This is a genomic window from Roseibium sp., assembly GCF_965216085.1.
GTDB lineage: Bacteria > Pseudomonadota > Alphaproteobacteria > Rhizobiales > Stappiaceae > Roseibium.
The window spans coordinates 3,448,821-3,475,432 of the sequence record NZ_OZ244138.1; the positions used below are offsets into that span (position 1 = coordinate 3,448,821).

At 54.3% G+C, this 26,612-nt stretch carries 23 protein-coding genes and 1 tRNA gene; 20 read left to right on the plus strand and 4 right to left on the minus strand.

Features of this window, described 5'->3' with window-relative positions; all coding sequences use genetic code 11:
- Window positions 1-28: 28 nt before the first annotated feature.
- Window positions 29-2,401, minus strand: a complete 2,373-nt coding sequence (locus tag ACOOFE_RS16185) for a succinoglycan transporter (protein ID WP_420411006.1) — start codon at window positions 2,399-2,401, stop codon at window positions 29-31.
- A gap of 196 nt (window positions 2,402-2,597) precedes the next feature.
- On the opposite strand from ACOOFE_RS16185, the gene ACOOFE_RS16190 reads away from it, so the two are divergent.
- The 5 genes from ACOOFE_RS16190 (at window position 2,598) to ACOOFE_RS16210 (ending at window position 7,555) form a co-directional block, all read left to right on the plus strand.
- Window positions 2,598-3,155: a polysaccharide biosynthesis/export family protein gene (locus ACOOFE_RS16190; protein WP_141187276.1), complete on the plus strand. Its 558-nt coding sequence runs from the start codon at window positions 2,598-2,600 to the stop codon at window positions 3,153-3,155.
- Between the two features lie 105 nt (window positions 3,156-3,260).
- Window positions 3,261-4,490 carry a glycosyltransferase family 4 protein gene (locus ACOOFE_RS16195; RefSeq protein ID WP_168206448.1) on the plus strand — a complete coding sequence of 410 codons (1,230 nt, stop codon included), beginning with the start codon at window positions 3,261-3,263 and terminating at the stop codon, window positions 4,488-4,490.
- Window positions 4,491-4,606: 116 nt separating this feature from the next.
- Window positions 4,607-6,097: an undecaprenyl-phosphate glucose phosphotransferase gene (locus tag ACOOFE_RS16200; RefSeq protein ID WP_420415594.1), complete on the plus strand. Its 1,491-nt coding sequence runs from the start codon at window positions 4,607-4,609 to the stop codon at window positions 6,095-6,097.
- Window positions 6,094-7,362, plus strand: coding sequence for an O-antigen ligase family protein (locus tag ACOOFE_RS16205; protein WP_420411007.1), 1,269 nt, complete (start codon window positions 6,094-6,096; stop codon window positions 7,360-7,362). Before ACOOFE_RS16200 ends, ACOOFE_RS16205 begins: the two co-directional genes overlap by 4 nt.
- A 116-nt stretch (window positions 7,363-7,478) precedes the next feature.
- Window positions 7,479-7,555 (plus strand) — tRNA-Pro (locus ACOOFE_RS16210).
- Window positions 7,556-7,949: 394 nt separating this feature from the next.
- Here ACOOFE_RS16210 and yegS read toward each other — a convergent pair.
- Window positions 7,950-8,843, minus strand: a complete 894-nt coding sequence (gene yegS, locus ACOOFE_RS16215) for a lipid kinase YegS (protein WP_420411008.1) — start codon at window positions 8,841-8,843, stop codon at window positions 7,950-7,952.
- Window positions 8,844-8,928: 85 nt separating this feature from the next.
- On the opposite strand from yegS, the gene cls reads away from it, so the two are divergent.
- Complete coding sequence (gene cls / locus ACOOFE_RS16220; RefSeq protein ID WP_420411009.1) at window positions 8,929-10,341, plus strand: cardiolipin synthase; 1,413 nt, start codon at window positions 8,929-8,931, stop codon at window positions 10,339-10,341.
- Here the strand turns inward: cls and ACOOFE_RS16225 are convergent.
- A complete protein-coding gene (locus ACOOFE_RS16225) occupies window positions 10,333-11,490 on the minus strand; it encodes a mechanosensitive ion channel family protein (RefSeq protein WP_420411010.1) in 1,158 nt (385 codons plus the stop codon). The two genes, cls and ACOOFE_RS16225, sit on opposite strands and share 9 nt — an antisense overlap.
- Before the next feature lie 108 nt (window positions 11,491-11,598).
- Here ACOOFE_RS16225 and ACOOFE_RS16230 point away from each other — a divergent pair, with 108 nt between their 5' ends.
- The 3 genes from ACOOFE_RS16230 (at window position 11,599) to ACOOFE_RS16240 (ending at window position 14,144) form a co-directional block, all read left to right on the plus strand.
- Window positions 11,599-12,471, plus strand: a complete 873-nt coding sequence (locus ACOOFE_RS16230; protein WP_420411011.1) for a YihY/virulence factor BrkB family protein — start codon at window positions 11,599-11,601, stop codon at window positions 12,469-12,471.
- Between the two features lie 164 nt (window positions 12,472-12,635).
- Window positions 12,636-12,971 carry a hypothetical protein gene (locus tag ACOOFE_RS16235; RefSeq protein WP_420411012.1) on the plus strand — a complete coding sequence of 112 codons (336 nt, stop codon included), beginning with the start codon at window positions 12,636-12,638 and terminating at the stop codon, window positions 12,969-12,971.
- Window positions 12,972-14,144, plus strand: a complete 1,173-nt coding sequence (locus tag ACOOFE_RS16240) for an AI-2E family transporter (protein WP_420411013.1) — start codon at window positions 12,972-12,974, stop codon at window positions 14,142-14,144.
- Between the two features lie 10 nt (window positions 14,145-14,154).
- Here the strand turns inward: ACOOFE_RS16240 and ACOOFE_RS16245 are convergent, their stop codons facing one another.
- The gene (locus tag ACOOFE_RS16245) at window positions 14,155-15,108 is read right to left on the minus strand and encodes a helix-turn-helix domain-containing protein (RefSeq protein WP_420411014.1); all 954 of its coding nucleotides are present in this window, start codon (window positions 15,106-15,108) and stop codon (window positions 14,155-14,157) included.
- Between the two features lie 247 nt (window positions 15,109-15,355).
- Between ACOOFE_RS16245 and ACOOFE_RS16250 the strand changes: the two genes are divergently transcribed.
- The 11 genes from ACOOFE_RS16250 (at window position 15,356) to ACOOFE_RS16300 (ending at window position 26,600) form a co-directional block, all read left to right on the plus strand.
- Window positions 15,356-16,972 (plus strand): DUF1254 domain-containing protein, encoded by a 1,617-nt coding sequence (locus ACOOFE_RS16250; RefSeq protein WP_420411015.1) that lies wholly within the window; start codon window positions 15,356-15,358, stop codon window positions 16,970-16,972.
- Window positions 16,973-17,060: 88 nt separating this feature from the next.
- The gene (locus tag ACOOFE_RS16255) at window positions 17,061-18,689 is read left to right on the plus strand and encodes a DUF1254 domain-containing protein (RefSeq protein ID WP_420411016.1); all 1,629 of its coding nucleotides are present in this window, start codon (window positions 17,061-17,063) and stop codon (window positions 18,687-18,689) included.
- A gap of 56 nt (window positions 18,690-18,745) precedes the next feature.
- Complete coding sequence (locus ACOOFE_RS16260; protein ID WP_420411017.1) at window positions 18,746-21,097, plus strand: arylsulfatase; 2,352 nt, start codon at window positions 18,746-18,748, stop codon at window positions 21,095-21,097.
- A gap of 129 nt (window positions 21,098-21,226) precedes the next feature.
- The gene (locus tag ACOOFE_RS16265; RefSeq protein WP_420411018.1) at window positions 21,227-21,601 is read left to right on the plus strand and encodes a DUF3302 domain-containing protein; all 375 of its coding nucleotides are present in this window, start codon (window positions 21,227-21,229) and stop codon (window positions 21,599-21,601) included.
- Window positions 21,598-22,551, plus strand: coding sequence for an HlyD family secretion protein (locus ACOOFE_RS16270; RefSeq protein ID WP_420411019.1), 954 nt, complete (start codon window positions 21,598-21,600; stop codon window positions 22,549-22,551). The genes ACOOFE_RS16265 and ACOOFE_RS16270 overlap by 4 nt, the downstream gene beginning before the upstream one ends.
- A 25-nt stretch (window positions 22,552-22,576) precedes the next feature.
- Entirely contained in the window at window positions 22,577-23,434 is an 858-nt protein-coding gene (locus ACOOFE_RS16275) for a hypothetical protein (RefSeq protein ID WP_420411020.1), read from the plus strand.
- 12 nt (window positions 23,435-23,446) lie between these two features.
- Window positions 23,447-24,010: an HdeD family acid-resistance protein gene (locus tag ACOOFE_RS16280; protein WP_420411021.1), complete on the plus strand. Its 564-nt coding sequence runs from the start codon at window positions 23,447-23,449 to the stop codon at window positions 24,008-24,010.
- 150 nt (window positions 24,011-24,160) lie between these two features.
- Window positions 24,161-24,517 carry a cysteine rich repeat-containing protein gene (locus ACOOFE_RS16285; protein ID WP_420415595.1) on the plus strand — a complete coding sequence of 119 codons (357 nt, stop codon included), beginning with the start codon at window positions 24,161-24,163 and terminating at the stop codon, window positions 24,515-24,517.
- A gap of 58 nt (window positions 24,518-24,575) precedes the next feature.
- Complete coding sequence (locus tag ACOOFE_RS16290; RefSeq protein ID WP_420411022.1) at window positions 24,576-24,854, plus strand: hypothetical protein; 279 nt, start codon at window positions 24,576-24,578, stop codon at window positions 24,852-24,854.
- A gap of 9 nt (window positions 24,855-24,863) precedes the next feature.
- Complete coding sequence (locus ACOOFE_RS16295) at window positions 24,864-25,349, plus strand: hypothetical protein (RefSeq protein ID WP_420411023.1); 486 nt, start codon at window positions 24,864-24,866, stop codon at window positions 25,347-25,349.
- Between the two features lie 57 nt (window positions 25,350-25,406).
- On the plus strand, window positions 25,407-26,600 hold the full coding sequence (locus tag ACOOFE_RS16300; protein WP_420411024.1) for an AI-2E family transporter: 1,194 nt from the start codon (window positions 25,407-25,409) through the stop codon (window positions 26,598-26,600).
- The last annotated feature ends 12 nt before the right edge of the window (window positions 26,601-26,612 follow it).

The following is a 26,612-nucleotide window of genomic DNA, read 5'->3' on the forward strand; positions in this document are numbered from 1 at the left end:
CATTTTCTCAAATTGGACTGATCACCGCTTAGGCAGCGTGGCCATCTCCGTTGCGCTGCGGCCCCGCGCCAGGGTCTCCGGCGATGACGATTTCCACTGAAGCGCCAGTATTGTGGGCCAGCAAATTGGCCGCGCTTTCCAGCTCATGGCTGTGATCCGGCGCACTGGCTGCGATCAACACCCGGTCAGCAAAGCTGAGCATCCGGGCGCTCGCCAGCGTTCCATCGATCGCGCCAAGGTCGACCACGACAGTTTCATAGGTTGACTGGATCGCATCCAAAGCCAGTTTAAACCGGTCGGAGCGGACCATCTCATCGGTAATTGCCAGGCGTCCAGCTTCAATAATATGCGCCTTTGAGCCGGCATCCCGGTAAACAACCTTCGCAAATGGCGCTTTGCCGGCGACAATGTCGGCGAAGCCTTCTGCAGCCCGGGTGTCTTCCTGCTCCGGGAAGACTTCCATAAAGAGGGCCGTGTCCCCTTCTCCCGCAGCTTTACGTGCCAGATCAAAGGCCAATTGGTGTGATAGATCCGGCTCATCTACACTCAAAACAACGATCCGCCCCTCGGCCGCCACGTCAGAAGCTGACAATGCATCAGGCGCAGCTGGTTTTGCCTTGCGGTGTGCAGGACGCGGAGAAACCAGCGTCTCCTCCACATCATCATGTCTCGGACGCAAAGTTCCAAGCCAATCCGGCGATACATCTTGATCGTAAGCGGCACCACGTTTCCCGCGAAGTGTTGTACGGCGGGGAGCGGGCTCTGCAGGGACTTCTTCTTCAACAGGTTCCGGTTTGTATTCCGGCTCTTCGATTTCGTTTGGAGTGTCTTCAACTTCTTCAGCGCTGTTGAGATCACCAATTTCCTTGTCGAATTTGTAGCCCTGATACCCAGTTTGGTAACTCGGGCCCCACGTGAAGGACCCGCTTGTGTCTTTGGCCGGAGGAACGGGCATCTCCGCTGTATCCGGGCGCATTGTCCCTTGAGGTTTGCCGGTTGAATAAAGGACCCGGCCGCTCAACAACTCACGCATAACGACAAAAGCGCAGCCGAGAATAAAGGTCATCAGCGCTGCTACAATTGTGCTCGGAACAACTTTCGGAGAAAACGGCTCAACGGGAACATTCGCCCGGGAAACGATACGCGCATCAGCTGGAAGAATCTGCGCCCTCAAGCGGGTGTCGGCTTCCTGGAAGCTGAGCAACAGTTGATCGAGCTGGGCCGCTTTGGCGTCGGCTTCGCGCTCCAGTTCGCTAAGACGCGCCTGGTCGGCATTGGACTTTGCCGCGGCGACTTTCAGTTCCTCCAAACGCCTTTCAAGGGCAAGCGCCTGTTGATTGGCGACCCGAGCATCGTTTTCCAAGCCTTGCAGAATTTTTCGTGCTTCAGAGCGAATCTGCCTGTCGTAATCGTTCAGCTGCGATTGCAGTGCCTTGATTTGCGGATGGTTCGGCAACAGCGTGATCGACAGTTCCGCAATATTGGATTGAATTTCAACCTGCCGTTCACGCAGCCGCTGGATAAGCTGCGAATTCAGAACATCACTCGCTGTCTCCAGAGATCCGCCTGAATTCAGAAGTTCGCGAATCAGCTCCGCCTTTGCCTGCGCTTCAGCTTTGGTGGCCTGAGCCGCTGAATAGTCGCTGCTGGTGTCTGCCAGTTGCTGCTGATTAAGTGGAATGTTATCTGCGCCGATCAGAAGATCGGCCCGCGCCCGGAAGTCTGCGACGGCCTGCCGGGCCGATTGAACTTCTTTGCGCAGCTCCACAATCTGCGGCTCCAGCGCAGCAGACGTCATTTCGGTCGACTGACGCTTAGCGCTGGATTGCAGGGCGAGAAACTCGTCGACAATTGTATTGGCCACCTCAGCCGCCAAAAGCGGGTCTTCGGCCGCATAGTCGACCGCAATCACTCGGGATTCATCCAGGCGATAGACATCCAGGTTCTCGAAATAGTGCTTGAGTACCCGCTCCTCAGCGGTATCGCCCGCAGGACCGCGATCAAAACCAACGACTGACAGCAGCTTCCCAACAAGAGACTGACCACCGCGCGCGCCAAATTCAGGAACTGAGGCCAAATCCATCTTGCGTGCGACTTTGCGCGCGAGATCCGTTGCCATCAATAGTTGGATCTGACTGGCAACCCCTTCAGAATCAAGAAGCGCCCGCTCCCCTTCAACACCCCGGTTGCCGCCCGGAATATTGATATCCGTGCTCTCAATTAGGATCCTAGCCTCGCCCTTGTATTTCGGCGCAACGAATTGAAGCGCAAAAAACACGCCGAATGCGACGATCAACGTTAAGGGTAATAACCACCCCATGGCACGTCCCAAGGCACGGAACAATCCGCCAAGATCAAGCGCCATATCATCGTCTGAAAGGGTCTGCCGCCCAGAATCCATGTTACTATTCTCCAGATATACGGCGGATTATGTCCAGTTATGGTAAGCGTTCGGTTAAGCACCCAAAATACAGAACGTGCTGCCTGTTAATTTCTGCATACGCACATTTTACAGGTCAGATTATTTCTCCACTCGCTCTTCACTCTCAATTAACCATAGCTTGCGATCCTCTCCCAGAATTGTAGGAGAGTCGTTGATGCGAATGAGAGCGCTACTTGTTCCGGCATTGTGCCTGGGCCTGGCTGCGTGTAGCGGGTACCGGCAGCCGCCGACTGCGTTTCATGAAACCTTGACCCAGCCGTACCGTCTGGATTCCAGCGACCGGCTGCGCATCATTGTGTTTGGCCAGGACGATCTCTCTAACACCTATGTTATTGATCAGGCTGGATATATTTCCTTTCCACTGGTTGGAAGTGTTGCTGCGCGCGGAAAAACCCAGCAAGGTCTGGCCGCCGAAATTTCTGCCAAACTTCGCCAGGGGTATATTCGCGATCCTGATGTATCGGTTGAAGTTGACACCTACCGCCCCGTCTTCGTCATGGGTGAAGTGCAAAACGCAGGCCAATATAACTATGTGGCCGGCATGACTGTGCAGAATGCCATCGCCACTGCAGGCGGTTTCAGCTCTCGCGCCCGCCAGGAAGATGTGGATATCACCCGTCAGATCAACGGCGAAATTCTAAACGGCCGCGTTCCGATTTCGGATCCTGTCCGTCCTGGGGACACAATTTACGTCCGGGAACGGTATTTCTAACAAGTCCTGAATTAACCGAGGACTCATCTCCCTTTGTTAGGGTGCACCTTGTCAGCTGAACGGGCTCAAAAAGAAGCCTGAAAGCACAAACAGGGAATTTGCACCATGACAACGCCTCCCATGCGGATCGTGCATTGCGTCCGCGCGCCGGTCGGCGGAATATTCCGTCACGTTAGAGATTTGGCCCGCTGCCAGGAGCAGGCAGGCCATAAAGTCGGTCTGATTTGCGACAGCACGACCGGCGGCGCTTTTGAAGACGCACAGATTGAAGAGCTGCGTGCCGATTTGTCTTTGGGCCTCAGCCGTTTTCCAATGCGCCGCCAGCTGACACTTCAGGATATCTCAGCGACACTCGCCCTTTACCGGCACATAAGGGATTTGAAGCCGACGGTTCTACATGGTCATGGCGCAAAAGGTGGCGCCTATGCCCGGTTGATCGGCACTTATCTCGGCCTGCGCGGTCAAAAGACGGCCCGTATCTATTCTCCGCATGGCGGCAGCCTGCATTATCACCCGCACCGCCTCGAGGGCCGGGTCTACCATACCATTGAGAGCACACTGGGCCGGATCACGGACGGGTTGGTTTTCGTCTCCGATTACGAGAGTGCTGCCTATGAAACCAAAATCGGCACGCCAAAGGCGATTAACCGGATCGTTTACAACGGCTTGGCACCTCAGGACTTTGAGCCGGTGGTTGCCAATCCGGATGCTGCGGATTTTGTCTTTATCGGAATGCTGCGCGATCTGAAGGGGCCGGACCTCTTCATAGAAGCAATTTACAATTTGCGCCTTAAGCGCGGCGAAGCACCAACCGCGGTAATTGTTGGTGACGGACCAGACGAAGCGCGCTACCGGGAAATGGTCGAGAAACTCGGCTTAAGCGGTTCTGTGACATTCACCGGCCCCATGAAGGCCCGCGAAGCTTTCAAGCTTGCAAAGACCGTGGTGATCCCATCCCGGGCGGAGGCCATGCCGTATATAATCCTAGAAACCGTTGCTGCGCAGCGTCCGCTAATCGCGACCCGCGCCGGCGGAATTCCTGAAATTTTCGGCCGGTTTGCCAACCGTTTGATCGAACCGGGCCACATCAGCCAATTGACACTGACCATGGAAGATGCACTGGACAATCCAGAGCGCAAAGCGGCCGAAGCGGCTGAAATGCGTCCGTGTCTTGCCGAAACCTTCTCGGTTGAACTGATGACCGACCGGATCAACGCTGTGTACATGGAAGCAATGGGGCTTGCCCCAGCTGAGGCTCCGGCACAGCGGACAACGGCCAGCACCCGCCAGTCTTCAACCATATCTTCCGTCTATGCGAGATCGAGCCAGCGATAATGACCGAACCCGCGTATAAAATGACAGACCAAGGCAGCGCTGCGACCCCCGGTAATGGGCAGCAAGGTGTCAGAAGCCACCTTGAGAACCGGCTGCGGCGCTCGCCATTGGCTGCAATGGAAGCCGCGCAAGCCAATTTGGCCGAAGTCGCAAACAACGGGCTATCGCTTGATGCGCTCGACATTGCGCAAAGCCTGGGCAACAAAGGTATTTCCGTTCCAGTCCTCGGCGGTATGCTCCGCCTGATCGATGTTGCGATCATCCTGACAGCAGGCGCGTCAGCTCTTCTTACCGGACCTGGAGCCGGTGTTGCTTCGAGCGCGCATTTTATCGCTGCTGGATTGGCCGTCTTGTTTACACTCGCCTTTTTTCAGGCCTCTGATGTTTATCAGGTGCCGGTCATGCGCCAGCGCCTCTCCCAGATTGGCCGGGTTTCCGCCGGCTGGACGTTGGTCTTTGCCATGTTTGCCGTTCTGCGCACAGCGACCGGCTTTGGCGCGGGCGTTTCTGATGCCTGGATTGGCGCTTGGTACGCGCTTGGTCTTGTCGGGCTCTGCCTGACACGTCTTGTCCTGGCACAAATGGTGCGCCGCTGGACAAAATCCGGCAGCTTGGAGCGGCGGGCGATCATTGTCGGCGGCGGCACGGCGGCCCAGGAGCTGATCCACGACCTGGAAGCTCAATCAGACAATGACATCCGGATTTGCGGCATCTTCGACGATCGGTCCAACGACCGCTCTCCAGCTGTTGTTGCCGGTTATCCGAAGCTCGGTAACATCAGCGCACTGGTCGAATTTGCGCGCCTTGCCCGGATTGACATGTTGATCGTCTGCATTCCCTTGCGCGCCGAAAAACGGGTTCTGGAGCTTTTGAAAAAGCTTTGGATCTTGCCGGTGGACATTCGCTTGTCCGCACATACCGATAAGGTTCGCTTCCGTGACCGCGGCACCTCTTTCATCGGCACCGTTCCTTTCGTGGATGTCGCTGAAAAGCCGATCGCTGACTGGGATATGGTGGCCAAACGGATCTTCGACCTGGTGTTTTCCGTTATCGCCATCGTCTGCTTGTTCCCGGTCATGATCGCAACGATCATCGCGATCAAGCTGGACAGCAAGGGACCTGTGCTCTTCCGTCAGAAGCGCTATGGTTTCAACAATGAAATTATCGACGTTCTGAAATTCCGGTCCATGTATACGGATATGGCAGACCCGGACGCAAAAAAGGTTGTGACAAAGGGTGATCCGCGTGTGACCCGTGTTGGCCGGTTCATCCGCAAGAGCTCCATTGATGAGCTGCCGCAACTGTTCAACGTTCTGGCAGGCAGCCTGTCGCTGGTCGGTCCGCGTCCGCATGCGGTCAATGCGCATACCGACAACAAAACCTGGGACGATGTGGTTGACGGCTATTTCGCCCGCCACAAGGTCAAGCCTGGTGTCACCGGCTGGGCCCAGATCAACGGCTGGCGCGGCGAAGTGGACACACCGGAAAAGATCCAGAAGCGCGTTGAGTGCGATGTTTATTACATCGAAAACTGGTCGGTCTTGTTTGATCTGAAGATCTTGTTCCTGACACCGCTTAAACTCCTGAACACGGAGAACGCCTATTGACCGTCTGGGCCGACCATGATGGCGGTGCACTTGCTGCGCCGCCCTCTTTTGGCCTCTCGGTCAGGTCACTGGGCAATGGCGCCCTGTGGCTGGCGGCCTTTTTGTCCGGATTCGTCATCGAAGAGCCGGCACCTTACGAACTTTATATGGTGATGCTGACGGTCATTTGGCTCGCCTGCGGCTTGAAACTGCGCCGCGAGTTCGCCCCGCTGATCATCCTGATGATGGTATTTATCGCCGGCGGTCTCGGGTCCACGCCGTTTGCCCGGAATTTCGGTGATGCCTTCATGTATATGGCCGTTTCCGGATTTCTCGGCCTGACCGCGATTTTTTATGCTGCGATCCTTGCAGAAACACCCGAGCGCAGCCGGATTATCGAGCACGGATATATCGTGGGTGCGGTGATTGTCGCCCTCCTCGGCATAGCTGGCTATTTTCATCTGTTTCCAGGCGCGGAATATTTCACAAGGTATGACCGTGCCCGCGGCACTTTTCAGGATCCCAACGTCTTTGGCCCCTTCCTGGTTCTGCCAACGCTCTTGTTGAGCCAAAGACTGTTGCTCGGTCCAATCCTGCGCAATCTGCATGTTCTTGTGCCGCTTGCCATCTTGGTGCTCGGGATTTTCTTGAGTTTTTCACGCGGCGCCTGGGGCGTTCTGTTTGCGTCCTTTTTGCTGCTCTACGTGATCCATCTGGTGACGGAACAAAACTCGGCCCGCCGCGGGCGGCTGGTTCTTATTGGGCTCGCCGGTGTGTTTTTGACAGCCATGCTATTGGCCGTGGCGCTATCCATTGACACAGTCGCGGATATGTTTGCGCAGCGCGCCCGGCTCGTTCAGGAGTATGACGGCGGCCGGATCGGCCGGTTTGCACGTTATGCCCTCGGGTTTCAGATGGTGATGGAACATCCGCTCGGCCTTGGGCCGCTGGAGTTCAACAAGTATTTTCATGAAGATGAGCACAACGTCTATCTGAAGGGTTTCACCACCTATGGCTGGATCGGTGGCCTCGCCTACATTCTGCTGGCGATCTGGACGGTCGCGGCGTTTCTGCCGCTCGTTTTCAAGTCCCGTCCCTGGACGCCGTTTGTCCGGGCCGTGTTTTCCGTCTTCATTGCCCATCTGATCTTGTCCGTCATCATCGACACGGATCACTGGCGGCACATGTATATGCTCTACGGCCTCGCCTGGGGACTGATTGCTGCGGATAAACTGGAACGGCGTGGCGTTTGGAGAATTGGGTCGGCGCCGTCCCCGACCCGCTGAGCATCAAACATCCGGCAATAAAACCAGAAGAGACAAACACAGCTGGGCAAAACCGCTGCGGACCGCGCAACAAGCATCTTGCGCAGGCTTACCGAACAAGTTAGGTAAGGCCTGTTCGGGCAGTAGCGCAGCCTGGTAGCGCACTTCACTGGGGGTGAAGGGGTCGTCGGTTCAAATCCGGCCTGCCCGACCAACAAAATCAATAACTTATCAAAATTCAATTATCATGAGCGCTCAGAAACCGCTCAAAAAACCATTATGTACTTACGTTTGTTTGGTCTGCTCCAAATTGCTTGGTGTTCTTACAGTCTGCGTAATCAACGCTGACAGAACAGGTTGGCTGGACTTCATCTGTCTCAGCCAATAACCACCCAGATCGTTACCCAGTCAGTTGACGAAGTTTGAACTTAGCGGTTGCTGTTGACCATGGCAATTCACCAGAAATGATCCCACCCAAGCTAGCCAATAACCGTCGTCTGCCATTGAAAGTCATATGTTGCCAAGTCCTCTGGCTCTCAGTGTTCAAGCACGGTTCGCAACAAGGTTGACAAGGATTTCTGGACTATTTGTTGAAGCACTTAGTGCCGCTAAAAGACATTCTGCAGAACCATTCTCAGGGCCTTCGGTTTGATACCAAACTCAAATCGCGTCTCTAGCATGGGCTCGCCGTCCAAATTTAGTGGCAACGGCTGTTTTGTCTCAATGACAAACTCGTTCAGCTGCCGATAGTGAAGCGATCGATTGTTTTCGTTGAACGGATCGTTCAACTCCTCAACGAGTTGATCAAACCCTTCATTCTCCGGCTTGGTGACAACGGCAAGATCCAGCAAACCATCCGTGAGGCTTGCTTTTGGCGCGACTTCGAACCCACCACCAGCATACTTGCTGTTGCCAATGGTAATGACGAGCACCTCTCCATCGTCGGTTTGCCCGTCCGGAAGCGAGATCCGGGCACTATAAGGCTGAAGTTGGGTGGCTTTGATCAGCCCCATTATCGAATAGGCCGCACCGCCCAAAAGACGTTTGAGTTCAACAGGTGTTGTTGACGTGATTTCCGCGCCAATGCCGCCGCTGGCGACATTCACGAAATGACGGCCATTGACCACTCCGACATCAATTGCGTGTTCGCCGCCGGAAACCGCCAAACGCAAGGAGCTGGTTAAATCATTGCTCGGTATACCCACGCCTCTTGCAAAATCATTTGCCGTCCCAAGAGGCAGGAGGGCTAACGCGACTTCACGTTCTGCGCCACGGTCCAAAATCAGGTTTGTCATTCCGTTTAGCGAGCCGTCGCCACCAGCAGTCAGTATCCGGCTGGCCCCTTTTTCCATGGCATCATCGAACAACTTGCCGATATCCGTGATGTCCCAGGGAATGGAGATGTCCAAATCATAACCTTCGGCCCGAACTTGTTTGATGGCCACCGTAAGATCTTCGCGCATGCAGTGTTTTTTATTCAGCAACAGGACTGACTTTGACAAAATTAAGGCTCCCCAATGGTCACGCTCATGTAATTCAGCTTATCCTCACCAGACAAATTGGAAAACCGAATACGGAAAACCAAATATGTGGCTGACAATTGGCGCTCTCGTTTTCCTTGCCCTAGAGGCAATCGCTTTGTTCTTTTCCTGGAAGGCCATTAAGTCAGCTCGAACGCCACAAGGCTCCGTCGGCTGGGTCGTATTCCTTATATCCGCTCCCTATTTCGCCGTTCCAATTTATCTCTTTCTCGGACACCACAAATACAACGGATACATCAATGCACGCCGGGACAGCCACGAGCTCCGGCAAATCATCAAAACGTGGGGAGAACAAAACGCACCTTTGAACACAGCAAGCACATCTGAGCTTCGCGTGTATGAACGGATATCTGAACTTCCGGCAACCCGCGGCAACAGCTTCAAGCTTCTAATCGATGGAGAGGCAACCTTCACAGCCTTGCATGCCGCGATCGACGCCGCCAAATCCTACATTCTTGTCCAGTTTTACATCATGAAAGATGACCAGACCGGGCGGGCGTTCGGGGATCGGCTGATTGCTGCGGCGGCACGCGGTGTCAATGTCCGCATGATGGTCGACGGGGTCGGGAGTGTGAAGCTACCGCAGACATATATCAAAGAGCTCCAGGACAATGGTGTTGAGATCATAAATCCCAAGTCTGTTCGCGGGCCAAAAACACGATTCCAGCTCAATTTCAGGAACCATCGTAAAACTGTTGTCGTTGACGGTACAACAGGGTTTACCGGAGGACTGAATGTCGGCAAGGAGTATATGGGTCTTGATCCCAAGTTTGGTGCCTGGAGGGACACTCATGCCGAGTTTACTGGCCCAGTCGTATCTCAGCTTCAGCTTATTTTCGCCGAAGACTGGTATTGGGAAACCGAGACGAACATCATCGACGACTTGAATTGGGAGAGCGGCCACTCAGACGAAAACAGGACGGGAATCCTGGTCCCGACCGGCCCGGGGGACGTCATGGAAACCGGTTCGATCCTGTTTTTTTCAGCAATTACGGCAGCCAAAAAACGCATATGGCTGGCCTCGCCCTATTTTGTACCAGACACAGTTATTTTGGAGGCGTTAAAACAAGCAGCCTTGCGCGGTGTTGATGTCCGCATCCTCATACCAGATTTGATCGATCACAAAATCCCCTGGCTTGCGGCCTTTGCCTATTTCGACGAGGTCATTGAAGCAGGCTGCCAAGTCTGGCGGTATCAGGACGGCTTCATGCACCAAAAGGTGTTTGTTGCCGATGACAGTTTGGCAGCTGTGGGTACAACAAATCTCGACAACAGGTCCTTCCGGCTGAATTTTGAAAACATGGTTCTCCTCTTCGATCAACAAGCTGCGGCCGAGGTCGAAGACATGCTGGTGAAGGATTTTGCACGCGCGGAACGAATGGCAAAACTCCTCGATGATCAATCGCTTAAAATCCGTGTCGGAGCTCCGGTCGCCCGGTTGTTTTCTCCGCTACTTTGATGGATCTATGCCTAGATCATTCCCGCGGCTGTGTTGTTCTCCGCTTTGAGGGAACGGTTCGGCTTGTTCAGGAACAATCGTCCGTGTCGGAAATGCAAACGACGAGCCTGCCTCCTCGACGATCCGCTTGATGTTCAAGAGGAGCCGTTCCTTGGCCGCAAGGTACTCGGCATAATCGATAGTGTTGGTGAAACAGTTCACCAGGATATCGATGGAGCTGTCTGAAAACTTGTCGCTTCGTATATAACGCGCTGCTTTGTCCGCCGGTGCAAAATCACCGCTGGTTTCAATATAATCTCCAATGTCATCCCGGATTTTTTCGAGCTGTTCTGCCGTCGTGGAATAGACCACTTGCACAGACCAGCGGATACGCCGGTGAGGCCGGCGCGTGAAGTTTATCAACGTTGTGTTGGCTAGTTCCGCATTGGGGACATGGACCGCTGCCTGATCAAACCGGCGGATTAGCGTGGAGCGAAGCTCCATTTTCTCAACGATGCCCTCGACAACGCCTTCTACGCGCACCCAGTCACCGATATCAAAGCGCTTTTCTCCCATACTCGCCATGCCGGCGATGAGATTGCGGAAGAGATCTTGCGCGGCGAGCGCAACCCCTGCCCCCAGAACGCCCATTCCGGTCAAAACCGGTCCAAGGTCAATGTCCCAAACTTTCAAGACCGCCGACAGTGCAATGATCAGAGTCGCGGCTTTTAAAACCTTCAAGAGCCAGGACAATTGAAGGCCATGCATCTTGTCTTTTGGCTGAACGATCCAGGCAACAGATGCATCCACAAGTGCAAAGGCAGCGGCAAATATCGCTGCTACAGCGACCGATACAACTAGCCGATCCAAGGTCGTATCAAGTATCGCGGGTAAATGAAGGGCTTCCAGAACGCCGTAAAGCGCAAGTGAGATGATCAACGCTCGAAGTGCTGGTTCAATAGCTTGTTTGACGGCATCCCCAATGGTGATCTGGATTTTCGTGGCGACAAAATCCAATGCACCAACTGCAAAACCGGAGAGGGTTTTCCGGAGTAGAATTACGAGCAACAAGATCAGGCCACTGACTACGAGGCCCTCACCATCGACGTTTTCGAGCCAACCAGAAAACTGTCTGGCAACGTCCTGAAAAAAGCCGAAGAGCTGATCCAATTTGCCCCCGCAATACCTCGTGACCCATATGCAATTGAACGCCGAGGGGGCAACCAATTGCAATAGGCAGTTCCTTCCAGCACACTAAACACAAGCAGGAGGAAGAGTTTGCGGCGTTATTGGGATTGCGCAAAAGAGGCGTTTTTTCAGTTTAACAAGAGCGATGGCTGGGCCATCAGCAGCCACATCGCCCTGTCGCTGATGATGGCCGTGTTTCCATTTTTGATCTTCGCAACGTCGCTGGCCGGATTTTTTGGCAGCGCCGAACGCTCCGAAGACATCGTAAATCTGGTGTTTGAATATTGGCCGGACGAGATCGCAGAACCGATCATCAGGGAGGTCCATGTTGTTCTCGGCCAAGGCCACACCGGGTTCGCAGCGCTCGGGATCCTGCTCGCTCTGTTCTTTGCTTCAAACGGTGTCGAAGCCGTGCGGATCGCTCTCAATCGCGCTTATGCTGCGGAGGATAGACGCCCATTCTGGAAACAGAGACTTCAAAGTCTCGTTTTCGTTTTGTGCGGTTCTGCCCTTCTTTTTTTGGTGTCTGCGTTGCTGGTTTTTGTACCGCTTTATTTTGCTTTCATCGCCAAGGCATCTCCGGCTTTGCACACGTCGTTTTTTGCAAGTGACAGCTTGCGGTTTGCCGGTGCGATGGCAGTCTTGATCTTCGTTGTCTTCAGTTGCCACTACTGGCTGCCAGCCCGGAAACAGAAACTTAGACGGATTTGGCCCGGGATCGCACTGACCCTCGTTCTATGGGCGATCGCAGCCAGTCTCTTTTCCGCCTACCTCAAGATATTTGCCAATTACAGCGCGACTTACGCGGGCCTGGCCAGTGTCATGACCGCCCAAATTTTTCTCTACATCATGGGTGCCATTCTGATTTTTGGCGCTGAGATAAATGCGGCCCTTGAAAGAGCTGCCCTAACTGCGTCAACATCGGAGTCTGACAATTTGGAGGCACCGCAGTGGGATATTTGAGGACAATTGGGTTGCTTCTTCTCCTGACCGGCTGCCAATCCGGACTATCTGACGGTGCCTTAAACAGTTCCTTTCCCCCAGCTGGATGGCAAACAACAGTCAGCGAAGGGCGGACGCAATACCTTTGCAATCCCCCGGCCTGCACCTCAACGGAACTCGTACTGGTGGACGACATAAAGGGTATCGGCTTGTCTGAAAATCTCATCCGAAACGGGACGGTTGGATCTGATGTCGTGGCCAAGGTCGACGCCTACATTTCGCGGGCACGCAAGGGCACATATAAAGCTGTCACTCCAATCCCTGTCGCGACAGACAGCTACGCCGGGTTCCGGCACAAAGCGACGCTGAAGGAAGATGGCGGGCTTATCTTCCTGGCAGGACAAAGCATCGTTCAAGGTAATGGCGGCGTGCTTGTCATGTCCTTTGCGCATGATGAACCGGCAGCGGAGCGGAACCTTGATGCGTATCTCGCCGCGACCAAAATTCAACGAGTGCAATAGGTGAGCCAGAGCATGCAGCAGGACGGCACCATCGGGCAGCAGTTCCGGACTGCTTCTCTCATCATTCTTGGCGTTTGTGGCCTGCTCGGCCTTTTGGTTTTCGGCAGAGGCTTTCTAGTTCCGATTGTCATTGCTTGTATTTTTACAAGCCTAATATCAGCGGGTGTCTCAAAACTGGAAGCCAAGGGTCTACCGGGCTGGGTGGCCATGCTCATCTCCGTATCCGGCTTCTTTGTTCTGTTTTATGGCTTGGCGCAGATCTTTTCCGTTCAATCAGACAGTATTGCCGAAACGCTTCCAAAATATACGGAAAGATTCGACCAGTTGTTGGCCGACCTGACTGCGTTTTTGGGGGAGAAACAAGTCGACCAGATTCGTTCGGCCTTTGCGCAAATGGACTTTTCAAGCCATGTCGCTTCCCTGGCTGAATCCGTCGGCGGATTGTTCGGCAACCTTGGTCTTGTGTTGATGTACACGGCCTTCCTTTTATCCGAACGCGGCATGCTCTTGAAAAAACTCGGCCACCTGTTCCCGGATCCGGACAAGGCGCAAGAGGTTCAAGACGTTCTTCGGACTGTAGGCTACGGTATCCGCCGCTATATGTGGATCAAGACAGCAATCAGCTTGTTGACGGGCGGCCTCTGTTATCTGGTTCTCAGATATCTGAGTGTCGACTTTGCCGAAATCCTTGCCCTGCTCATATTCCTTTTGAACTTCATTCCGACGATTGGATCGATTGTCGGCGTCGTTCTGCCTTCATTGGTGACACTGGTTCAATTTGACACGCTTACGCCGTTTTTGATGGTTGTAGCCGTCTGCGGCAGCGTTCAATTTGTGGTCGGCAACATCATCGAACCGAAATTCATGGGAAACACGCTAAACCTCAGTCCGTTTATCGTTCTCGTTTCGCTGACCTTCTGGGGAACGGTGTGGGGACTTGAAGGTGCCTTCATGAGCGTGCCGATCGCCGCATCGATCGTCATCTTGTGCCGGGATATACCTGCTCTAAGGCCTGTTGCTGTGTTGATGTCCGCCGATGGTGATCTCGCAAAGGGCCGGACACCGGCTGTCGCGGCCGATACCGCCTCCGAGCCCACACACGAACCCAAGGATCAGAGGATCAAGGAGCTGCAGGAAGAGTTGAAAGACCTTCAGAACAGCAAAGGCGCCTGACGCCAGCTGGTCAGTGCCTTTCCAATGTCTCTGAAGGCAAACAGCCAAAAAGGCGGTGATACTGCCTGCTGAAATGGCCCGCATGAATGAACCCGTTTTCCAGGGCCACCTGTTTCACCATAATCTCATCGGCCGATGCGTTCTTCAGCGTTCTGTGGACCCGGTTCAAACGGATGCGCCGCAGCCAGGTCGCCGGTGACATGTCCGTCACATCCTGAAAGGCATAATGCAGCGTTCGAAGACTGACCTTGAGTTCTGCACAAATCTCCAAAAGGCCAATGGTCCCGGATAGATCATTTGAGATCATCTCTGTCGCTTGTCTGACTATTCTTGAGGACTTCCCAGGCTCTATCACCAAGGCCCGCGTTTCCAGAGCCTGAACAAGCTCCCAAAGAAACAAGCGGACGAGCTGTTCTGAAGATTTGGCGATGTGATCGGGATCCGTCGTACTGTAGCGTCGTGACTGCTTCAAAAACTCAAGCCCGCGCAGTCGGAGCTTTTGGGCCGTGTCCGGTTTTAAGGCAAGAACACCATAAAAGGCGTTCCTCAGATCTTCACCGCCCGTAAGCGCCATCACTGTTGAGAATACTTCTTCCTCAGAAATACTCAGGACAAGCGCATCCCAGTGGTTGGGCGACACAAAGTCCGCCTCCTGACCCGGAGCTTGAAATATGACGGAATTCGCTTCCGCAGTGCGCCCGACCCAATTTCCGTCTGCACCTTGATTGAACCGAAGAGCGAACCCGAACGACCCTTCTGGCGCAGTCCCCTGATAACGGATTTTCTTGCCCCAAATCTCCCGAAAAATGTGCCGGGTACCAACCTGAGTCAGTTCCAGTGCGCCCTCGAACTGTCCTGGAGCCATTTGGGAATACTGCTGATCCCATTCACTTGACGCGTCCTGCAACTCCTCAATGTCGGTGGTGTGGAGCACTGCTCGTTGAATTTGTTCACTACCCGGCACCCAAAACCTCCAGCTGCTTGGATTGCACCCAGGTTTCACAAATAGAACACATCGGTAAAACTTCCAGTTTGCACATTTGGGATGTCGAAAAAATTTGAGCGTATTTTCAATCGATTCAAGACTGAGTGAGGATATGCCAAGTTCTTTTTGCGAAGAATTCGCCGGATGCTCCTTGGCTTGTGAGGATTGTTTCTGGCTGAGACGCTTAAACAATCAAAACTGAAATACAGTTCTGGAGATCCTTGTAATGCGACTACTCCCGTATTTATTAGTGGCTGCTTTGTCCTCTCCCGTCGCGGCAGAGGTTCAGTACGAACCAATTCCCAAGTTCCTCACGACGCCCGACGAGGTGGAGTCGACGCGCCTTGGGACTTTGACGTTCAAAGACGGCTATCCGACGGGAGACACGGCACAGAAAGTGCAGGATGAACTCGACTATCTGCATGGGATCGAGACGTTCATGAACACGATCCAGGTTGTGTCGATGCACGGCTTCTACAAGGGCTTCCTGGATATCGGTGTCCAGCACAATGAAGTCTTGCTTTTCGAGGAATTGATGGATGCACATTCCCTCTTCCTTACGGCGAATGCCGACACACCCTATTTCCTGTCGTTCATCGATCTGAGCGATGGCCCCATGGTGGTCGAAACCCCGCCGAACGTGCTTGGCATCTTCGACGACATGTGGTTCCGCTGGGTCATTGATTTCGGCTTTCCCGGCCCTGACCGCGGTGAAGGCGGCCGGTACTTGATCGTACCCCCGGGATATGACGGGGTGCTCCCCGAAGGCGGTTTCTACGTGGCCCATTCCCGCACGAACCGCGTCTTCATGCTCGGGCGTGCGTTCCTTGAGGACAACGACCCCAAGCCGCCAATGGACATGGTACGGGAACACACCAAGATCTACCCGTATGTTCCGGGCGCGGCAGGCACGAGCATCGGGTCGTTTCTATTGGGTGAAGCGCCGTTGAAGGGGCTGACCACGGAACGTCCTTCTCCTCGGTTCGTCAACGGCACGGGCGTGTCGTTCAACACTATCCCGCCGAACGATTTTACCCATTACGAGTGGCTCAATGAGGTGATCCAGATGGAGCCTGCCTCGGCGACCGATCCCGAACTAGCCGGTCAGGCGGCCGCAATCGGTATCGTTAAGGGCGAAGAATTCAATCCGGACGAGCGGATGAAACGGATCCTAGATGAGGCTGTCGCCGTCGGCAACGCTGGTGCACGCACTCTCGGCATGGGCGCTCACCCCAGGGACCATTTCCGCTACTACGATGAGGGTTCTGCCTGGTGGGCAAGTCTTTGGGCCGGGGGCTATGACTTCATGAACCCGCCAGGTGTGGTCGAGGCCGGAGAGATCAAGCCGCTGGAGGACAAAGGCGCACGCAAAATTCACTCGCGCACGTCCTGGTTCTACACTGCCACCGGCGTGACCCCGGCGATGATCATGCGCCTTGAAAACATCGGGTCCCAATACCTGATTGCCAATGTCGACACGGACGGCAACCCATTTGATGGCTCGAAGACTTACAAACTGGATCTGCCGCCAGACATTCCGGCAGCACGGTTCTGGTCGATGACCGTCTATGACAACCAATCTCGAGGAATGCTCCAGACTTCACAGCGCTATCCGCGTGCGGGCAGTCAGACTTACCCGAGCCCAGCGGCTACGGAAAACGCCGATGGGTCGACGACCATCTACTTCGCACCGGAACAGCCAGAAGGCGTGGAACGCGGCAATTGGATTGAGACCGATCCGAACAAGGGCTGGTTCACGTTCCTGCGCCTGTATTTCCCCGAGAAGGCATTCTTCGACAAGACTTGGCGTCCCGGCGAGATTGAGCTCGTCAGCGGCAATTGACCGGAGATCTAACGAAAAATTGGCCGCGCGGATGCAAACCGCGCGGCACACCAAAAAGTAAAGACAAACCGAATTTCAGGAGTTGGGCGTGAGAGAGATAGCAACAACCTTTGGCCTGACAGTGCAGGCCGCAACAGTCCTGGCGAGCGGTGCAAATGCCGAAATCGAGTACTCTCCTCCGCCGGTTGAGATCACGACACCAGAAACAGTGGAAACCCGTCTGGGCACACTGGAATTCCCTCAGGGCTATCCGACGCGTGACACCGCGCAGAAGCTCGCCGACGAGATGCTTTATCTGCACGGCATTGAATCCTTTGTGAACTCGATCCAGGGCGTGTCGATGTGGGCGCTGCGCAAAGGCTTTGCCGAACATGGCATTATGGACAACGAGTTCATCGTCTTCCCCGAAATGATGGATTCCAAATCGCTCTTTCTGACGGCGAATGCCGACACCTACTATTTCTGGGGCAACGTTAATCTCAAGGATGGGCCTATGGTGGTGGAAACGCCGCCTGATGTGCTGGGCATTTTTGACGATTTCTGGTTCAACTACATCGCCGATTTCGGTCTTCCCGGATATGACCGCAGCCTTGGGGGCAAATACCTTCTGGTGCCTCCAGGGTATGAGGGTGAGCTGCCGGGTGGGGAATTCAACGTTCTGCATTCCCGCAACTATCTCGTCACCCTGTTGGGCCGCGCGTTTTTGGTCGACAACTCGCCGGACGTGGCGATCAAGGCCGTTGAAGAGAAGCTGAAGGTCTACAAATACGTTCCCGGCGGCTTTGGCACGGCGATCGTGGACTACCTCGAAGGCAATGCCTCGCTCGGGCCTGTTGTCGCGGAGCCGGAAAATCTTGTGCGCCTTGTCGATGGCACGGGGTTGGAAATCAACACCATTCCGCCCAATGACTTCGGCCACTACGAGTTTCTCAACGAAATGGTGCAGTATAACCCGGCCAGCGCGCTGGACCCGGAACTGGCCGGTCAGTTCGCTGCCATCGGCATCGTGAAGGGGCAGGAGTTCAACCCCAGCCCGCGCGAAAAAGCCATCCTTGAGGAGGCCATCAAGGTTGCCAACGGGGTGGCGCGGATGCACGGCCTCGCCGCGGCGCCCGAACCCGAAATGCGCTACTACGAAGGGTCTGCCTGGTGGAACATGCTCTTTGACGGGGGCTACCAGTTCCTGACCGAGCCGCCCGACATCCTGCCCGATGGCACCGTGCAGCAGCGGGAATCCGACGGCGCGCGCAAGCTAAGCAACCGCACATCGTTCTTCTACACCGCGACTGGCATCACGCCTGCGATGGTCATGCGCCTCACCGGCATCGGCTCGCAATACCTCATTGCCAATGTCGATGCCGACGGTTTGGCCCTGGACGGCAGCAAAACCTACCGGCTCGACCTGCCGCCCGGCATTCCCGCGCGCAAGTTCTGGTCGATGACCCTCTACGACAACCAGACCCGGTCCATGCTTCAGACCGACCAGCGCTGGCCACGCGCAGGCAGCCAAAGCTTTCCTTCACCTGCGTCTGAGGAAAACGAGGACGGCTCCACGACCCTCTTTATAGGTCCGGAGCAGCCCGACGGTGTGCCTGACGGAAACTTCCTGATGACCGACCCCGAAAAGGGCTGGTTCGGCATGCTCCGCTTCTACTTCCCAGAACAGTCGTTCTTCGACAAATCCTGGCGACCGAGTGAGATCACGGTCGTGGAGTAGTGGCCATGCTCGTGACCGCATTGTTCGGACTTAGAAAAAAATCAGAGGAGGTGACAATGAAACAAGGTGCTACATTTGCACTCGCCGGGATGCTGGCCTCGGCTGCGCTGCCGTCCGTGGCGCAAGACTTGGCCGATGATCAATGGGATCGGTCCGTGCTGCCGATCCCCATGACGGCATTCGAAGGACATGCTGGCCTGAGGACGTCGGAATCTGAACTGGATTTCCCGCGCCAGGTAACAGCTCCGGAGGGTGCGCCAAACATCCTGTTGATCATGCCGGATGATGTCGGTTTTGGCGCACCGACCGCGTTTGGCGGGCCGGTCCCAACCGAGGCGTTTGATCGTCTGGCTGAGGAAGGTCTTCTGCTCACCCAGATGCATACGACTGCATTGTGTTCGCCGACCCGGTCCGCCCTGATTACCGGCCGGAACCATCACTCGAACGCAACTGGTGTCATCATGGAGGTCGGCACCGGCTTTCCGGGTTATAACTCCCTGATGCCAAAGGAAAATGGCAGCATAGCCGAAATCCTAAAAGGCAATGGCTACAACACCGCCTGGTATGGCAAGAACCACAATGTACCGGACTGGCAATCAAGCCAGGCCGGACCGTTCGATCTTTGGCCAACCGGGCTCGGCTTTGAACAGTTCTTCGGATTTATCGGCGGAGATACCAGCCAATTCACGCCTGCAATCTTCGAAGGCACCAAACCCGTCGAGCCGCCCAATACTGAGAATTACCATCTCGATGAAGACATGGCGGACCGGGCCATCAATTACATCCGGGAGCAGCATGCTCTTGCGCCGGATAAGCCTTTCTTTATCTACTATGCTCCTGGCACGTCACATGCGCCCCATCATGCCCCGAAGGAATGGATCGAGAAATTTAAGGGCCAATTCGACATGGGCTGGGATGCGGTCCGTGAACAGACCCATGCGAACATGCTTGAAAAGGGCATCATTCCCCCTGGGACCAAACTGACACCCCGCCCAGAGCAGCTACGGGCATGGGACAGTTTGAATGATCAGCAGAAAGAGCTTTATGCCCGCATGATGGAGGTTTATGCAGGCGCACTTGCCCACATGGATTTCCAGATCAACCGGATTATCGACGCGATCGAAGAAACCGGCGAGTTGGACAACACTCTGGTCATCTATCTCATGGGCGACAATGGTGCGAGCGCCGAAGGCAGCCCGGATGGATTGTTGAACGAGATGACTTTCTTCAACAACATCCCTGTTCCGTTCGAAGACACCTATGCGCGGATGGACGAATTGGGTGGCCCAAACACCTTTGGCCATTTCCCAGCGGCCTGGGCTCACGCGATGAACACACCGTTCCAATGGACTAAGCAAATCGCCAGTCACTTCGGCGGAACACGGAACGGGATGATCATCCGCTGGCCTGAGGGAATTAAAGGCAAAGGCGAGGTGCGCAGCCAGTTCCACCACGTCATCGACATTATGCCAACCATTCTCGAGGCGACGGGATTGCCAGCACCAACGTCAATCAATGGCGTGGCGCAGTCGGAAATCGAAGGCACGAGCATGCTCTACGCTTTCAACGATGCTGAAGCCCCATCAACCCGGCGCACCCAATACTTCGAGATGTTCGGCAACCGCGCCATCTACAACGACGGCTGGGTCGCGACTACAACACCTCCGGAAGCACCCTGGGTGGCTGTCACCAAACCCAGTGATGTCATCAACGATTGGGCATGGGAGCTCTACAACATCAACGAGGATTTCTCCCAGTCGAACAATTTGGCGGCAGCGTATCCGGAGAAGCTGAAGGAGCTGCAGTACATCTTCTATGGCGAAGCCCGCAAATATAACGTGTTCCCTATCGACAACGACAAGGTGCCGCGCCTGGATGTTGCTTTGCGCCCAAGTCTGACGCTCGGCCGCGATACTTTCACCTACTACGACAACATGCGCCGTATCCCGGAAGGTACCGCGCCCGACTTCAAGAACAAGTCACACACGATCACAGCACACATTGAAGTTGGCGATGGAGACACGGATGGGATGCTGGTCACCCAGGGCGGCCGCTTCGGCGGATGGGGGCTGTATGTGCTGGATGGCAAACCCGTCTACACCTACAACGTCGCCAATCTCGAGCGTTACACCATTGAGGGCAAAGCCCTGACACCGGGCAGTCATACGATCCGCTATGAGTTCGACTATGACGGCGGCGGCGCGGGCAAAGGCGGCAACGGCAAACTGTTTGTCAATGACGAACTGGTTGGCGAAGGCCGGATCGAGCGCACCATGGGATATCGCATCTCACTGGACGAAACCTTCGACATTGGTTCTGACGCAGGAGAGCCCGTCAGCGAGGACTACCATGTTCCGTTCGACTTCCCCGGCCTCTTGGAGAAAGTCGAAGTCAAACTAGAAAATTGAAAATGAACCAGGATTTGTTCGGGCGGAATCTTCAAGTATTTCTTGTTCAGAAATCTCTGCCCGTGCAAACTCTAAGTCACCGAACACAACCTTGAAGACCAAAAACCGATTACCGGATTGAGGGTTTTGATGAACTGGGATTACTTTACCTTTTTCATCATGGGCGTGATCTTTTTGCTTGTGGTGTTTTTATTGTTTTTCTTTGGAGATCTTCCCGGGAAGGTCGCAAAAAAACGCGGACATCCGCAAGCAGATGCAATCAATGTTTGTTCATGGATCGGCCTGGCCGCCGGCGGGGTCGGCTGGGTGGTTGCGCTTGTTTGGGCCTATACGCGACCTGTCGGCATCACCGTTTCTCCAAAGCTGGAGCCGCCAAATTCCGATGACATGGGCGCGCAGGAGCTGAAAGCGGAAATCACCAGCCTCAGAGGGCGGCTGGCCGAACTTGAGCACCGGCTCGAAGCCAAAACGCAGCAAGACGCGAACCAGGGAGATGCCTCATGATTATGGCCATGATCGCAGGTTACCTTGTTCTGCTGCATCTCCTCTTTAACGTTTTCAAAGTGGTCAAAGCCACCAACCGCAATCAGATCATTGTGACCATTGCCGGATGTATTGGCATCTTCATGTTCTGGTACGTCGTTACCTATAATCAGCCGCAGTCCAATCAATTGATCGTCTACCGCACCACCGTCCAGATGGTGCCCCGAGTTCCTGGACGGGTGATTGAAGTCGCGGTTGAACGCAACACACCGGTTCTGAAAGGCGATGTCCTGTTCCGGCTTGATCCGCGGATCTACCAGTACAAACTTGACCGGCTGAATGCAGAACTCAAACTTGCAAAGATCCGGCTCAATCAGGCTGTCATTCTGGCGGAACGCAATGCTGGCCCGCTGGTGGATGTTCAAAGGCGGGAAGCAGAGGTCAACAGCCTAGAGGCCCAAGTCGACAGTGCCGAACTCGATCTGGCAGAGACCGTCGTCTATGCTCCAACCAACGGTTATGTCACCGCGATGTTTCTGCAGCCGGGATTTGTCGCGACGCAATTTCGCCCGGCATTAACATTCATCGACACGGACCGCGTGTTTGTCGGCGCGGCTTTTAAACAGCAGTCGCTCCAACTGGCCACAATCGGCGATCCAGCAGAAATAGCTCTCGACAGATATCCGGGCAGGATTTTCGGCGGCAAGGTCAGCGCAATCACCGAAGCCAGCGGCAGTGGAATTGTTCCAGCGAACGCAACCATTCCAACCTTTACAGAGGCCGGAGTGCCCCATGCCCGATTTTTCGTTCAGTTCGAGTTGGACGACAAACAACTTGCCAACGCACTGCCCCCAGGCGCTTCCGGGGCAGCGGCAATCTATTCATCCAAAGGCATTCAACAGACATCCATGATCCGCCGCGTTGCGATCCGCTTTTACACGTTCTTCAACTACATCCTGCCGGACGGCTGAGCAGGACGCACAGGGGGAATTTGGAATGGAAAAGATTGTTACTGTTGTCTTCGACACTGAAGCTGATGCTTTCAAGGGCGGAGAAGCCCTTAGAGACTTGCATTGGAATGGAGATGTCACGGTCTATTCTGCCGGGATTATCGAGAAGGATGCCAACGGCGAGGTCTCCATCAAAAAGGAGGCTGATGAAGGACCAATCGGAACAGCGCTCGGTATGGTGGTCGGGGCGATGATCGGCGTGCTTGCCGGTCCTGCGGCAGTCGCCAGTGGCGCCGCCGTCGCTGGTTCCGCGGCTGCCGCGTCCGCAGCAACCGGTGGTCTCGCGCTGGGGTCTCTGACCGGAGGCACGCTCGGTATGATTGGAGACCTTTATAAGTCAGGTGTCGATCTGGATATTCTGGATGAAGTCAGTGCCGCTCTGGAACCTGGCAAATTTGCATTGATCGCGTCAGTTGAGGAATACTGGACTGCACCGACAGATATAAAAATGAAGGCGGCCGGTGGTCAGATTTTCCGCCAATCGCGCATCGACGTTGTTGACGACATGTTTGTCCGGGACATGGAAACCTTCGATCGGGATCTCGCTACGCTCAACGAAGAGCTGAAGGAAGCCAACGAGGAAAACCGGGCCGCCATAAAGGCAAGCATCGAAAATGTGAAAGCCCGAATGACGGCGTCAAAGGAAAAAGCTGAAAAGCGGCTGAGCGAATTATCCGACGACTTCAAAGAGCGGACTGCGAAACTCGATGAGCAGCTCACCAAGGCAGCTGAAGGTGCAAAAACAAAAATTGAAAAACGAAAATCGGAAATCAAAGAAGACTACGAAGAGCGGTCAGCAAAACTTAAGAAAGCCGCCGGAATAGCGAAGGAAGCGCTCACATAAGGGGGAAGAACGATGACAGATGCAGTTACGAATATGCAAGCTGACTTCAAACAGGCAATCAAGGACAACAAATCAAGCCTGTTCTGGTTCGGAATTCTAATGGCGGTCGTCGGTGCGATTGCAATTATCTTTCCATTCGCAGCGACAGTCACAGCCAACTTCATGGTTGGTTTTCTGTTCCTGTTTTCCGGGGCACTCAGCGTATGGCATTCCTTTTCTATAAAAGGCACCGGTCCCTTTTTCGGGGCGTTGCTTATGGGACTCATCACGATCGTTGCCGGTGTTTTCCTGGTGGCAAATCCGCTTGAAGGAATTCTAATCCTGACGCTGACAGTTGGCATCGTCTTCATTTTCGAAGGAGCCTATCAGATCTTTGCGGCTTTCGAATACCGCCCGGCAAAAGGCTGGGGTTGGATGTTAATATCCGCAATCATCAGTATTCTAGCTGGCCTTTTGATCGTCAGTAAAATGCCGGGCACATCCCTTTTTGTTCTCGGTTTGGTAGTGGGGATCAATTTTCTATCAACCGGGATTTCGATGATCATGCTGTCCCGGGCCGCAGACGAAGAAGTCTGACCCATCAAGACTGAGGGGCAGCAAGTCCCTCAGTCTCCGCATTGATATTGGGAGGTTACAGTGCATTCCCTGAAACCATTGACGATTACGGTCGCTGCTTTGGGCTTTGCTTTGTTTGGGTACGATATTTCACCAGTTAAGGCGGATATGATGTCTGCCTGCAAGTCGGAGATATCGGCACAATGTAACGGTGTCAGAAAAGGGCGCGGTCGCATAGCAGCCTGTCTTTATGCGCACAAATCAAAACTATCGGCATCCTGCTCAGTTGAAGTGAAAAAAGTCTCGAACAGCCGCACCACAAAGGCGGTTATCCCTTCTGGCGTCCGGAAACTGAGTGGTTCCCAGTATGAGGGGGACTTGATCCTGGCATGTGGCGGCGACGCAAGAAAACTTTGTCCAGGCGTTTCAGGAAATGAGCGCAATTTGGCCTGCCTCTACAGCCGTTCAAACCAAATCAGTGGCAATTGCAAATCCACTGCGGAGCGGGTGCTCAAATTACTGCGCTGAATGACAATGACATAGTGATCGGCGCCATGGTGGGTGACGACCAAACGGAGGCAAATGAATGACAGCCACTCTTAAGGACGAGCTTTCTGAACTTAAATCAGCGTCAGATAAATCCAAACGTCGCTCCCGTAAGAAAGCGCCACCAGAAGCCGCGCAGTCCGACCTCAAAGCATCTACTGATGAAGACGGTCAGGAAACTGAAAAACTGGAAGAACTAGGCCAGAAATTGTCTGATCTGGTTCATTCAGCAGAAGATGATATCCGAGCAAATCCGGTTGCTATTACGCTCGGCGCTTTTGCTCTTGGCGTCGTGGTCGGCGCAATCATCCGGCGCTAGGAGAGGCACATGGAAAGCATCGTACGAACGATGAGAATCATCTGGCGGGCGGAACTTCTGATTATAGAGGCAAAACTCAACATTGCTGCAAAACGGATTGGCGCAACAGCCTTCGCAGGCCTCATATTCGTTTTCGGCCTAGGAATGCTTAATGTCGCCGGTTTCTTCGCTTTAGAAGCGGAGGTCGGACCTGTTTATGCCGGGCTTGGCGTTGCTGTTGCGGATTTTTTGATTGCAGCATTACTACTTCTTTGGGCCAAGAGCCAAACGGCTGGGCCAGAACTCGCGCTAGCCTACGAAATCAGGGACGCCGGTCTCCACGAGCTTGAAGAGAAGGCCGAGGATATCCAGACCGAAGTTGAGGAAATCCGCAATGAATTGCGCTCTGTAAAGAACAGCCTGCTCTCGTTCTCCAAACAACCGCTAGACGCCACAATTACCAAACTCCTGACACCGATCCTGACGCTTCTGATTAAATCACTGTCAAAACGTTGACACTTCCCATGTGGAGACGCCAGAGCAGGAACATAGTAGCTGTGGGGAAGAGATGAGATGGATAATCTGACAAGTCCCGGTCAGGCACGTTTTCACACCTTTGTATTGTCATTGGTGGTGCTATTGGTTGGCGCCTTGTTCTTTGGTCTCGTTTACGACTATCTCATAACGCTATTTTTGGCCGCAATCTTTAGTGCGCTGGCGGCGCCGGTGTATCGGACATTCTTCAACTTAACTGGAAACCGAAAGAACACTTCCGTCGCCCTCACGCTGATTTTGTTGTCGGTTTGCGTGCTGCTTCCCTCGGCTGCAATCCTGGTCCTCGGTGTTCAGCAGGCCGCAAACGTGGCGTCTGAGGTTTCGGCGTGGATTGAAAGAATTGATCTGGCCGCGATGCAAAGGTCCGCTCCAGACTGGTTGCCCTTCAAGTTTGACCTGATTGAACTGAGCGCAACAATCGCGACCAAAGCGGCGGAAGCCGCCGGGCAAATTGCAAACTTCTTTGTCGGGGTTTTGTCTCAGGCCACAAAGGGAACTGCGTTTTTCTTCTTGAACCTATTCATCTTGATCTACGCAATGGTTTTCTTTCTTCCGCAGAATCCAAACATGTTGCGGCAGTTGCTTGGACATTCCGGTTTGCCTTTAGACGTTCAGGAAACTCTGTCGGAACGGATAATATCTATCAGCCGGGCCACCATCAAAGGAACCTTCCTGATTGGGATCGTACAAGGCGTTCTTGGAGGCATCGGGTTCTGGCTATTCGGACTGTCCGGTGGTGCATTCTGGGGCTGTGTGATGGCAATCCTGTCGGTGATCCCCGGTGTGGGTCCGCCGCTGGTTTTGATCCCCGGCATCGTTGTCCTGGCTGCCGCTGGTGAGATTGGGAATGCAATCGGACTTACTCTTTGGACAGCGCTGGTGGTCACAACAGTAGATAATTTTCTGCGGCCGGTTCTGGTCGGTCGCGATACGAAAATTCCAGATTTGCTGGTGCTAATTAGTACCTTTGGCGGTTTGGCAGCTTTTGGAGCTGCCGGCCTCATCTTAGGCCCTGTGATTGCAGGCCTTTTCATAACAGTGTGGCGGGTTTTTGAAGACCGTTTGCAGGCCGAAGGATTGCAGCCCAAACCGATGGCAGCTGCTGCTGGGTCCTCACCAGGTACTCAGGTATCCGATACCGTCTCCGCGGAAATTCAAGAACTGCGCGCCGAGCTTGAGGCGTTGAGAGAGAAAGACAAGGCCCCGAACTAAAGCAGGTACCTC